The sequence below is a fragment of the Streptomyces sp. genome, from assembly GCF_050698815.1.
In the GTDB taxonomy this organism is placed as follows: domain Bacteria; phylum Actinomycetota; class Actinomycetes; order Streptomycetales; family Streptomycetaceae; genus Streptomyces.
The window spans coordinates 1-11,209 of record NZ_JBOHCV010000261.1 but is presented as its reverse complement, the minus strand read 5'-3'; the positions used below and the strand labels follow the sequence as shown (position 1 = coordinate 11,209).

The following is an 11,209-nucleotide window of genomic DNA, read 5'->3' as shown; positions in this document are numbered from 1 at the left end:
CCTCGCGATGGAGCCCTCGGCGGATGAACCCGGGGACACCGGGAGCAGTTCGGCGGCGAGTTAGTCAAAGCCGGTCGCCTGCCGGGCTGTTCGGTGTCACGCTGGCGGCGCCGGGAGCACGGCGTTCACGGCGAGTCACCATTACCGCAGAGTAGCCTCGTGCGACAAGTGGCAGTCGGTGTGACGGGAGTCACCGCCACTGCTCCGGATTCAGCGGAACTGAGGCGCTTCTCACCACTCCTCAATTTTATATATGCAATTGCACCAGCCCTCGGGCGGCCCCGCCGCACACCCCAACTTCCCCTCCAGCGAGCCCGGTCCGGGCCAGCCGGGGCCGGCCCGCCACGGCCCCCGCGCCGGCCACCGGCCGGGGACGAGGGCATAAAAAGATCGCGCCGGACCCGGCGGAGTCCAGCGCGATCAACGATCAAGCCCCGTTGGGGACAGTGGCCTGACGTCTGTTTCCGTGGGCGTCGATTCGGGGCCTGGGCCCCGATAACGCCCGGATATGCAGTTATTTCGTCTGATCAAACCTCACTGCGCTGCTGCGGAATGCCCGCCAGCAGCGCGCGCACCTCCGCCTCGCGGTAGCGGCGGTGACCACCGAGCGTGCGAATCGACGTGAGCTTGCCTGCCTTTGCCCAGCGCGTGACCGTCTTCGGGTCCACGCGGAACATCGTGGCGACCTCAGCCGGGGTCAACAGCGGCTCGGCATCAGGGGTGCGAGCGGTCATGAGCGGCCTCCTCGGAGGAACCGAACCATCACGGTTCTTTCCTTAAATTCTGCACCTTGACCCACGTTGCCCGATATGGGCGGACGCGGGCCGAGTCGGTTATAGGACGAACGGCTTGTCCTCGGCACTACAACTACACCATCTGTCCAGCCACGTCGGCCAAACCGATGGAATTGCCCTCTCAGGTGTTCAACCTTGACGGAAGCCGGTGGACCGCCCCATAGCGGACAGTCACCCCACCGTGACGATCAGTCACAGCAGGACCAAGCAGCACCAGCCCCACCAAGGAGTGCAATACCGATCTATCCGCCCTTAGTTGGACGGAAGGAGGCCCTGTCGAGCTCCTTGTCCTATTTTGACACGAGGGACAGGTCTGAGAGCAAGGCCCCGGAAAGTGCAATCCGTCACGCTTGAGGCTTTGAACCCCATTCGGGACCTTGGTCCCGGAGGTCCGTGACGTACCGCTGCCCCCGAAGGCGCCGCCCGCGTTCGGTTCACGAAGACCTGCGAAGCCCACCGTCAACCGAACGGACCCACCCGCACGGTCAGTTCGCGAACTGCAGTTCCCGCACAGCCCGCCAGCGGTCCGTGAGCCGCTCGTACGCCACGCCGGCCCGCTCCCCGTCCCCCGCGCGCAGTGCCGCGATGCCCTCCGCCACATCGGCCGCGGAGTGGTCGTCGGCAAGCTGCTCCTCGGGGATCGCATGCGCCAGACCGCCGTAGTCCAGTTCGACGAGGGACCGCGGATGGAATTCCTCCAGCCACCGGCCCACGTCTACCAGGCCATCGACGAGCGGCCCCTCCTCCAGCTCCTCGCGGAGCACCTTCAGGCCACGTGCGAGGCGACGCCGCGCCTGGACCATCGGTGTGCGATAGCGGAGGACGAACTGCTGAACGCTCTCCTCACCCGTTCCGGGCTTCGCAAACTCTTTCTCTTCAGCCGAGAAAAGTACGAACCAACGCACGGGCACGTGCCACAGCGCTGTGCGGATCCACGGCCGGGCGTCGGGGTTGCGGGTCAGCCAGCGCTCGTAGTCCGCGGCGGCCTGTCGCCGTACGACCGGCGGCACCGCCGCGTCCAGCACGGCCTGCGGCATCGCCACCTCCCCTTCGTCCGCGGCCTGCCCCAGCGCCGAGAGCGCCTGCCAGCCGCGCAGCCTGGTGCGCCAGGGGCAGACGCAGACCACGCCGTCCGCGTCCGCCACGAAGGCGTCCGCGCTCTCCCGCTCGGGCACCGCGACGGGCGGCACGGACAGCAGGTTGGCCAGCGAGCGCCGCAGCTCGTCCTGCGCGGTCGGCACCCGCTCCCGCTTCGCGTACCGGACCCAGTGGGCGCGCTCCGCCTCGGGAAACGCGGCCAGTGGCTCGTACACCCGCAGATACGCCGCGTACGGGACGATGGCCGCCGCCTGCTGAGCCACGCGTTTCCTCCAAGAGTTCGATGCTCCCGTGCCGTACCGGCCCGGGAGCCCGAGGGACAGTTGACTACCCCGATCGTGGCACCGCAACGATGCCGTCGCTCGCAGGTCTACGCTGCTGTCGACCGGCCCTTGCCCCGGTTCCGCGCCACAAGCATGGAGGCCGGCTCAGAGGGCTTCATCGCGACATCAGGAGTCACCACCGTGACCGACGTCAGTCCATCCCCCGAGCACTCCGTGCCGGGGGCGCGCACCGTCAGCGTCGACGGAGCGAGCGAGGCGGGAGTGCTGCGGACCCTCTTCCGGTCCGAGCAGGGCGGGCACGAGCAGGTCGTGCTGTGCCAGGACCGCGCGAGCGGCCTGAAGGCAGTGATCGCGCTCCACTCCACCACGCTGGGCCCCGGCCTGGGCGGCACCAGGTTCCACGCCTACGCGGGCGCGGAGAACCCCGAGGAGGCGGCGCTGACCGACGCGCTGAACCTCTCCCGCGGCATGTCGTACAAGAACGCGATGGCCGGTCTCGGCCACGGCGGTGGCAAGGCCGTGATCATCGGCGACCCGGAGAAGATCAAGACCGAGGAGCTGCTGCTCGCCTACGGCCGTTTCGTGGCCTCGCTGGGCGGGCGCTACGTGACCGCCTGCGACGTGGGCACGTACGTGCAGGACATGGACGTCGTCGCGCGGGAGTGCCGCTGGACGACCGGCCGCTCGCCCGAGCAGGGCGGGGCCGGCGACTCGTCGGTGCTCACCGCCTTCGGCGTCTTCCAGGGCATGCGCGCCAGCGCACAGCAGCTGTGGGGGGCTCCCACGCTGCGCGACCGTACGGTGGGCATCGCCGGCGTCGGCAAGGTCGGCCACCACCTGGTGCGGCACCTGCTGGAGGACGGTGCGCGGGTCGTGGTCACGGACGTACGAGCGCAGTCGGTCGAGCGGGTACGGGCCGCGCACCCGGAGGTGCTGGTCGCCGCCGACACCGACGCGCTGATCCGCTTCGAGGGCATGGACGTCTACGCGCCCTGTGCGCTGGGCGGCGCGCTGAACGACGCGACGGTCCCCGTGCTCACCGCGCGGGCCGTCTGCGGTGCCGCCAACAACCAGCTGGCGCACCCGGGCGTGGAGAAGCACCTCGCGGACCGCGGCATCCTCTACGCGCCGGACTACGTCGTGAACGCGGGCGGTGTGATCCAGGTCGCCGACGAGCTGCACGGCTTCGACTTCGCACGTGCCAAGGCAAAGGCGGCGAAGATTCTCGACACCACGCTGGCCATCTTCGCGCGCGCCGAGGTCGACGGAGTCCCGCCGGCGGCGGCCGCCGACCGCATCGCGGAGCAGCTCATGGCCGGTGGAGAGCCTTCTCACCACCCCACGGCGGGTCGATCGTCCGCGACACGGTAAAATCTCAGCTGACCAGCGAGGAGAGAGTCGCCTGGCACGCCGGTGAACGGTCGTGTCGTGTGGGCGGCGTACCGTACGGCCACGGAAGCAGGTACCGTTGAAGCCCTGGACGGTCTCTCCCTCGAGGGTCCGATCTGAATTGTGAACGCGTGTCAAGACTCTGGGGCCGTCGAGCCCCGTCGTTGAGGGGGTCGAGCCATGGGGCGCGGCCGGGCCAAGGCCAAGCAGACGAAGGTCGCCCGCCAGCTGAAGTACAACAGCGGCGGGACTGATCTCTCGCGCCTGGCCGAGGAGCTGGGTGCATCGCCGTCGAACGAGCCGCCGAACGGCGACACGTTCGAGGACGATGAGCAGGAGCAGGACGACGACCCGTACGCACAGTACGCGGACGTGTACAACGAGGATGATTCCGGGGACGAGGCTGCCGAGTCCTCCGACATCTCCGCGCATCGACGTCGCAGCTGACGAAGCTGTCGCCGGCGGTTCGCTGCCCGGTCCGGCGTATGCCGGACCGGGTTCTGTGCTGTTCCGGCGCGGTGCGACCGGGGTGGCTCTAAGCCGGCCCGGTCACCGTCGGCAGCGCTGTCAGCGCGCATGGTCCCCATGGAGGGCGACCGCCTCCGCACCGCCCTCGCGTGCGGTGATCTCTCCCGCCACCCACGCGTCCACACCGCGGCCGGCCAGCGTGCTCAGCGCCGCCGCGACGGAGTCCTGCGGGACGACGGCGATCATGCCGACGCCCATGTTGAGCGTCTTCTCCAGCTCCGCCTGCGCGACGTCACCCGCCTGGCCGACCAGGTCGAAGACCGCTCCCGGCGTCCAGGTCCCGCGGTCCACGCTCGCGTGCAGCCCGGCCGGGACGACGCGAGCGAGGTTGGCGGCGAGTCCGCCTCCGGTGATGTGCGAGAAGGCGTGCACCTCGGTGGTACGGGCCAGGGTCAGGCAGTCCAGCGAGTAGATCTTGGTGGGCTCCAGCAGCTCCTCGCCGAGGGTGCGGCCGAAGTCCGCCACGTGCCGGTCCAGGGCCCAGCCCGCGCGCTCCAGGAGCACGTGCCGGACCAGCGAGTACCCGTTCGAGTGAAGACCCGAGGACGCCATGGCGATCACGGCGTCCCCCGTACGGATACGATCCGCGCACAGCACGGCGTCGGCCTCGACCACGCCCGTACCGGCGCCCGCGACGTCGTACTCGTCCGGGGCCAGCAGCCCCGGATGCTCGGCGGTCTCCCCGCCGACCAGTGCGCAGCCCGCCAGCACACAGCCCTCGGCGATGCCCTTGACGATCTGGGCTACCCGTTCGGGTACGACCTTGCCCGCACAGATGTAGTCGGTCATGAACAGGGGTTCGGCGCCGCAGACCACCAGGTCGTCGACGACCATCGCGACCAGGTCGTGGCCGATGGTGTCGTGCTGGTCCATGCGCTGGGCGATCGCCACCTTGGTGCCGACGCCGTCGGTGGCGGAGGCCAGCAGGGGGCGCTCGTAGCGCTTGAGCGCGGAGGCGTCGAAGAGCCCGGCGAAGCCGCCGAGCGCGCCCACCGACTCGGGGCGCTGGGCCCTGGCCACCCATTCCTTCATCAGCTGGACGGCACGGTCACCCGCCTCGATGTCCACACCGGCCGCCGCGTAACTGGCACCGGCACCGGAAGATTCAGCAGGCATGACGGTCAGCTCTTTCGGATCGTCGGTCGGCATGAGGGCTGGGCGTGAGTGGGCTGGGGCGTGCGTCAGGGACGGCGCAGCGCGTCGGCACCGCCGACGCCCGCGGTCAGCGTGCCGACGCCGTCGGCGTCCGGGACCTCGGGTTCACGCAGGTGCTTGCCCAGCAGCTCCGGGTCGGGCAGCGGCATCGGGTACTCGCCGTCGAAGCAGGCCCGGCAGAGGTTCGGCTTGGCGATCGTGGTCGCCTCGGTCATCCCCTCGAGTGAGATGTAGGCCAGCGAGTCCGCGCCCAGGGACTTGCCGATCTCCTCGACCGAGAGGCCGTTCCCGATCAGCTCGGCGCGGGTCGCGAAGTCGATGCCGAAGAAACAGGGCCATTTGATGGGCGGGGAGGAGATCCGCACATGGACCTCGGCCGCGCCCGCCTCGCGCAGCATCCGTACCAGCGCCCGCTGGGTGTTGCCCCGCACGATCGAGTCGTCGACGACGACGAGCCGCTTGCCGCGGATGACTTCCTTGAGCGGGTTGAGCTTGAGGCGGATGCCGAGCTGGCGGATGGTCTGGCTCGGCTGGATGAACGTACGGCCCACGTAGCTGTTCTTCACCAGGCCGTTGCCGTACGGGATCCCGCTGGCCTCGGCGTAGCCGATGGCGGCCGGGGTGCCGGACTCGGGGGTCGCTATGACCATGTCGGCCTCGGGGGCCGGGGCCTCGGCGGCGAGCTTCCGACCCATCTCGACCCGGGAGAGGTAGACGTTGCGGCCGGCGATGTCCGTGTCGGGGCGGGCGAGATAGACGTACTCGAAGACACAGCCCTTGGGCTTTGCCTCCGCGAAGCGGCTGGAGCGGAGGCCGTCCTCGTCGATGGCGACCAGTTCGCCCGGCTCGATCTCGCGGATGAAGCTCGCGCCGACGATGTCCAGGGCCGAGGTCTCGCTCGCCACGACCCAGCCGCGCTCCAGACGGCCCAGGACGAGCGGGCGCACCCCTTGGGCGTCGCGGGCGGCGTAGAGGGTGTGCTCGTCCATGAAGACGAAGGAGAAGGCGCCCTGCACCCGGGGCAGGACGCGGGGGGCGGCCTGCTCGACGGTCAGCGGAGTGCCGTCCTCGTCGGTCTGGCCCGCCAGCAGCGCGGTGACCAGATCGGTGTCATTGGTGGCCGCCACCCGGGTCCCGCGGCCGTTGCGGGCCGACGAGGACTGCTGGGCGACCAGCTCGGCGAGCTCGGCGGTGTTGACGAGGTTGCCGTTGTGGCCCAGCGCGATCGAGCCGTGTCCGGTGGCACGGAAGGTCGGCTGCGCGTTCTCCCACACGGAGGAGCCCGTCGTGGAATAGCGGGCGTGGCCGACGGCGATGTGGCCGCGCAGCGAGCCGAGCGCGGTTTCGTCGAAGACCTGCGAGACCAGGCCCATGTCCTTGAAGACCAGGATCTGTGAGCCGTTGCTCACTGCGATGCCCGCGGACTCCTGACCGCGGTGCTGCAGCGCGTAGAGACCGAAATAGGAAAGCTTCGCGACCTCTTCTCCCGGTGCCCAGACACCGAAGACGCCGCAAGCGTCCTGGGGGCCCTTCTCGCCGGGGAGCAGGTCGTGGCTGAGTCGTCCGTCACCACATGGCACGTGCCCGAGTCTAGGACAGGTGCCGCGTTACTCCGAACCGGGGACGTGCCCCGGAACCCGGTCACACCTGCGCTACCTGCGGTGACGGCCCCCGTCGGGTCCGGCCGCCGTGTCCTGCCGTCAGCCCAGGACGGGCAACTGGGCACCCAGATCGGCCCGTTCACCGCTCGCGGAGACCGCGCCGGCCGCGCGGGCGTCCGCCCAGGAGAGCCGGCCCGTGGCGAGTCTCACCCACGTGAGCGGATCGGTCTCCACGACGTTGGGAGGAGTGCCGCGGGTGTGCCGGGGGCCCTCCACACACTGGACGACGGCGAACGGCGGCACCCGCACCTCGACCGAGCCGCCCGGCGCCTTCGCGGCGAGGGCGTTCATGAGCAGCCGCACCGTGGCGGCCAGTGCCTGCCTGTCGAGGCTGACCGGGGTGCCGGTGGCGCGGGCCAGGTCGTCGCTGTGCACGACCAGTTCGACGAGGCGGGTCACTGTGAAGTCGAGCATCCGCATGGCGCCGTAGCGGGACGGAATGAGCAGATCGGGCCGTACGGCCGCCTCCAGCACCGGCTCCAGCTGCGCGACGGCCTCGTCGATGCGGGCGGGGCCGTCGGCGGCCTGATCCGCCTCCTCGCGGGTCTGCCGGTCCAGGTCCTCGGCGGCCTCCCCGGTGGACAGCGCCCACGTCGGCAGGTCCAGCTCGGGTGCCGTGGCGGTGGACTCGGGGCCGGCGAGATAGCGGGGCACGGCGTCGATCTGCAGCGCGATGTGGACGAGGAGGTGGCGCACGTCCCAGCCGGGCAGCCCGGAAGGCAGGGCGCACTGCTCGGCGGTCAGCTCGTGCGCGGCCGCGGTGACGGCCTCGACCTGACCGATGAGGGCTGTACGTACCCTCGCGGGGTCGTCACCACGGACCGTGCGGCGTTTGGCGGGCGGCATGGTCAGAGCGTAGAGGAGCGACCACGGTCCGGCCCCGCCCTTCGCACGGCCGTGCTCTCGCGGGTACCGGGCTCGCACGGCTGCGCGAGCCCGGTACCGGGCAAGGGGATCGGCGAATCAGGCGAAGAGGGCCGGGAGCGTGCGTTCGTGGGACTCGCGAAGCTCCCGCAGGGAAACGCTGAACTCGCCCTGGATCTCGAGTTCCTCACCGTCGACGACCCCGATACGGGTGGCCGGCAGGCCCCTCGCGCCGCACATGTCGGTGAAGCGGACCTCCTCGCTGCGCGGCACGGCCACCACCGCGCGGCCCTGCGACTCGGAGAAGAGGAAGACGAAGGGCGACAGCCCGTCCGGCACCACGACCCGGGCGCCCTTGCCGCCCCTGAGGCAGGACTCGGCGAGCGCCTGCAGGAGCCCCCCGTCGCTCAGGTCGTGCGCCGCGTCGATCATGCCGTCCCGGGAGGCGGAGATCAGGATCTCGGCGAGCAGCCGTTCCCGCTCCAGGTCGACGGCGGGCGGCAGCCCGCCCAGGTGTCCGTGGGCGACCTGCGACCAGGCCGAGCCGCCCAGCTCTTCCCGGGTCTCCCCGAGCAGGTAGAGCAGCTGGCCCTCGTCGGCGAAGCCGATGGGGGTGCGGCGGGTCACGTCGTCGATGACGCCGAGCACGCCCACCACGGGGGTCGGGTGGATCGCCGTGTCACCCGTCTGGTTGTAGAGCGAGACGTTGCCGCCGGTCACCGGGGTGCCCAGTTGCCGGCAGGCGTCGGCCAGCCCGCGGCACGCCTCCGCGAACTGCCACATCGCCGCCGGGTCCTCCGGCGAACCGAAGTTGAGGCAGTCGGTGACGGCGAGCGGCCGGGCCCCGGTCGCCGCGACGTTGCGGTAGGACTCGGCGAGGGCGAGCTGCGCGCCGGCGTACGGGTCGAGCTTGGCGTAGCGGCCGTTGCCGTCCGTGGCGACGGCGACACCGAGGCCGGTCTCCTCGTCGATGCGGATCATGCCGCCGTCCTCGGGCTGCGCCAGCACGGTGTCGCCGAGTACGTAGCGGTCGTACTGGTCGGTGATCCAGGACTTGGCGGCCTGGTTCGGGGAGGAGACCAGCGCGAGCGCGGCGGCCCGCAGTTCGTCGCCGGTACCGGGCCGGGGCAGCGCCGCCGGGTCGTCGGCCTGGAGCCGGTCCTGCCAGCTGGGGCGCTCGTACGGGCGGTGGTAGACGGGACCCTCGTGCGCGACGGTGCGCGGCGGTACGTCCACGATCTGCTCGCCGTGCCAGAAGATCTCCAGCCGCTCGCCCTCGGTCACCTCACCGATGACCGTGGCGATGACGTCCCACTTCTCGCAGATCTCCAGGAAGCGGTCCACCTTGCCGGGCTCGACGACGGCGCACATCCGCTCCTGCGACTCGCTCATCAGGATCTCCTCGGGGGAGAGCGAGGAGTCGCGCAGCGGCACGGTGTCCAGTTCGACGCGCATGCCGCCGCTGCCGGCGCTGGCCAGCTCGGAGGTGGCGCAGGACAGGCCCGCGCCGCCGAGGTCCTGGATGCCGTCGACGAGCCGCTCCCGGAAGATCTCCAGGGTGCACTCGATGAGCAGCTTCTCCTGGAAGGGGTCGCCGACCTGGACGGCGGGGCGCTTGGCGGGACCTTCGGCGTCGAAGGTCTCGGAGGCGAGGACGGAGACGCCGCCGATGCCGTCGCCGCCGGTGCGCGCCCCGTAGAGGATGACCTTGTTGCCGGTGCCGGACGCCTTGGCGAGGTGGATGTCCTCGTGCTTCATGACGCCGACGCAGAGCGCGTTGACCAGCGGGTTTCCCTGGTAACAGGGGTCGAAGACGACTTCGCCGCCGATGTTGGGCAGGCCCAGGCAGTTGCCGTAGCCGCCGATGCCCGCCACGACGCCGGGCAGTACCCGCTTGGTGTCGGGGTGGTCGGCGGCGCCGAAGCGCAGCGGGTCCATGACGGCGACCGGACGGGCGCCCATGGCGAGGATGTCGCGGACGATGCCGCCGACGCCGGTGGCGGCGCCCTGGTAGGGCTCGATGAAGGAGGGGTGGTTGTGCGACTCGACCTTGAAGGTGACCGCGTATCCCTGGCCGACGTCGACGACGCCAGCGTTCTCCCCGATGCCGACGAGCATGGCGTCACTCTCGGGGGCCTTCTCGCCGAACTGCTTCAGGTGCACCTTGCTGCTCTTGTACGAGCAGTGCTCGGACCACATCACCGAGTACATGGCCAGTTCGGCGCCGGTCGGGCGGCGGCCGAGAATTTCCTGGATGCGCGCGTATTCGTCCGGCTTGAGGCCGAGCGCGGCCCACGGCTGGTCGGTGCCGGGGGTGTCTGCGGCGTGCTTGACGGTGTCGAGCGCGACGCGCGGGGTGGGAGTCATGCGGAGACCAGCCTCTTGAGTACCGAGGTGAAGAAGCCCAGCCCGTCGGTCGTCGGCCCGGTCAGGGTTTCGACGGCGTGTTCGGGGTGGGGCATGAGACCGACCACGTTCCCGGCCTCGTTGGTGATGCCCGCGATGTCGCGCCGGGAGCCGTTGGGGTTGCCGTCCAGGTAGCGGAAGACGACGCGGCCCTCGGACTCGAGGGCGTCGAGGGTGTACTCGTCTGCCACGTAGCCGCCCTCGCCGTTCTTCAGCGGGACGGTGATCTCCTGGCCAGGGGCGTAGTCGCCCGTCCAGGCGGTCTCCGCGTGCTCGACGCGGAGCTTCTGGTCGCGGCAGACGAAGTGGAGGTGGTCGTTGCGGGTCAGCGCGCCCGGCAGCAGATGCGATTCGCACAGCACCTGGAAGCCGTTGCAGATGCCGAGTACCGGCAGCCCGGCCCGGGCCTGCTCCAGCAGCCGCTCCATGACCGGCGAGAAGCGGGCGATGGCGCCGCAGCGCAGATAGTCGCCGTAGGAGAAGCCGCCCGGCAGCACGACCGCGTCCACCTGGTGCAGGTCCTTGTCGCGGTGCCACAGGGCGACCGGTTCGCCGCCCGCCAGCCGGATCGCGCGGCGCGCGTCGCTGTCGTCGAGTGAGCCGGGAAAGGTGACGACGCCGATGCGAGTACTCACGCCGGGGCTCCGTGTGTGGCGTTCTCCACCCGGACCGTGAAGTTCTCGATCACGGTGTTCGCGAGGAAGGTCTCGGCCAGTTCGTGAATACGGGCCAGCTTGTCGTCGGTGACGGGTTCCGCCACCTCCAGTTCGAAGCGCTTGCCCTGGCGGACGTCGGCGGCGATGTCCCCGAAGCCGAGACGCGGCAGTGCTCGCTGCACCGCCTGTCCCTGCGGATCGAGGATCTCCGGCTTCAGCATGACGTCGACTACGACGCGAGCCACAGGTACTCCCGGTGATGGTGGTGGTGCTTGAGCGCTGGTGCGCGCTGCGCGCGTGGTGCGAAGCGGCGTGTTCGCCAGCGTACCCGGCCCTCGATATCTACGCGCGTTGATATCGGTGGCGCACTGCCG

General features: G+C 70.4%; 10 protein-coding genes. 2 read left to right on the top strand and 8 right to left on the bottom strand.

The window, feature by feature from the left end; translation table 11 throughout:
* Window positions 1-527 precede the first annotated feature (527 nt).
* Window positions 528-734, bottom strand: coding sequence for a developmental transcriptional regulator BldC (gene bldC / locus ACRDP3_RS09625; protein ID WP_027749187.1), 207 nt, complete (start codon window positions 732-734; stop codon window positions 528-530).
* Window positions 735-1,279: 545 nt separating this feature from the next.
* Window positions 1,280-2,155 carry a hypothetical protein gene (locus ACRDP3_RS09620; protein ID WP_431516449.1) on the bottom strand — a complete coding sequence of 292 codons (876 nt, stop codon included), beginning with the start codon at window positions 2,153-2,155 and terminating at the stop codon, window positions 1,280-1,282.
* Window positions 2,156-2,308: 153 nt separating this feature from the next.
* On the opposite strand from ACRDP3_RS09620, the gene ACRDP3_RS09615 reads away from it, so the two are divergent.
* On the top strand, window positions 2,309-3,547 hold the full coding sequence (locus ACRDP3_RS09615) for a Leu/Phe/Val dehydrogenase (protein ID WP_431516448.1): 1,239 nt from the start codon (window positions 2,309-2,311) through the stop codon (window positions 3,545-3,547).
* A gap of 198 nt (window positions 3,548-3,745) precedes the next feature.
* Window positions 3,746-4,012 (top strand): DUF3073 domain-containing protein, encoded by a 267-nt coding sequence (locus tag ACRDP3_RS09610; RefSeq protein WP_431516447.1) that lies wholly within the window; start codon window positions 3,746-3,748, stop codon window positions 4,010-4,012.
* A gap of 120 nt (window positions 4,013-4,132) precedes the next feature.
* Here the strand turns inward: ACRDP3_RS09610 and purM are convergent, their stop codons facing one another.
* The 6 genes from purM to purS all read right to left on the bottom strand — a co-directional run bounded on the left by purM (window position 4,133) and on the right by purS (window position 11,080).
* Window positions 4,133-5,209: a phosphoribosylformylglycinamidine cyclo-ligase gene (gene purM / locus ACRDP3_RS09605; protein ID WP_431516446.1), complete on the bottom strand. Its 1,077-nt coding sequence runs from the start codon at window positions 5,207-5,209 to the stop codon at window positions 4,133-4,135.
* A gap of 65 nt (window positions 5,210-5,274) precedes the next feature.
* On the bottom strand, window positions 5,275-6,828 hold the full coding sequence (purF, locus tag ACRDP3_RS09600; protein ID WP_431516445.1) for an amidophosphoribosyltransferase: 1,554 nt from the start codon (window positions 6,826-6,828) through the stop codon (window positions 5,275-5,277).
* Window positions 6,829-6,948: 120 nt separating this feature from the next.
* On the bottom strand, window positions 6,949-7,755 hold the full coding sequence (locus ACRDP3_RS09595; protein ID WP_431516444.1) for a sterol carrier family protein: 807 nt from the start codon (window positions 7,753-7,755) through the stop codon (window positions 6,949-6,951).
* 117 nt (window positions 7,756-7,872) lie between these two features.
* Window positions 7,873-10,140, bottom strand: coding sequence for a phosphoribosylformylglycinamidine synthase subunit PurL (gene purL, locus ACRDP3_RS09590; protein ID WP_431516443.1), 2,268 nt, complete (start codon window positions 10,138-10,140; stop codon window positions 7,873-7,875).
* A complete protein-coding gene (gene purQ / locus ACRDP3_RS09585) occupies window positions 10,137-10,814 on the bottom strand; it encodes a phosphoribosylformylglycinamidine synthase subunit PurQ (protein ID WP_431516442.1) in 678 nt (225 codons plus the stop codon). Before purQ ends, purL begins: the two co-directional genes overlap by 4 nt.
* Window positions 10,811-11,080, bottom strand: a complete 270-nt coding sequence (gene purS, locus ACRDP3_RS09580) for a phosphoribosylformylglycinamidine synthase subunit PurS (RefSeq protein ID WP_431516441.1) — start codon at window positions 11,078-11,080, stop codon at window positions 10,811-10,813. The genes purQ and purS overlap by 4 nt, the downstream gene beginning before the upstream one ends.
* Between the last annotated feature and the right edge of the window lie 129 nt (window positions 11,081-11,209).

Excerpts from the sequence above, each read along its gene's own strand:
- bldC (WP_027749187.1), bottom strand. The coding sequence starts at position 734 with ATGACCGCTCGCACCCCTGATGCCGAGCCGCTGTTGACCCCGGCTGAG.
- ACRDP3_RS09615 (WP_431516448.1), top strand. The coding sequence starts at position 2,309 with ATGGAGGCCGGCTCAGAGGGCTTCATCGCGACATCAGGAGTCACCACC.
- ACRDP3_RS09610 (WP_431516447.1), top strand. The coding sequence starts at position 3,746 with ATGGGGCGCGGCCGGGCCAAGGCCAAGCAGACGAAGGTCGCCCGCCAG.
- purM (WP_431516446.1), bottom strand. The coding sequence starts at position 5,209 with ATGCCTGCTGAATCTTCCGGTGCCGGTGCCAGTTACGCGGCGGCCGGT.
- ACRDP3_RS09595 (WP_431516444.1), bottom strand. The coding sequence starts at position 7,755 with ATGCCGCCCGCCAAACGCCGCACGGTCCGTGGTGACGACCCCGCGAGG.
- purL (WP_431516443.1), bottom strand. The coding sequence starts at position 10,140 with ATGACTCCCACCCCGCGCGTCGCGCTCGACACCGTCAAGCACGCCGCA.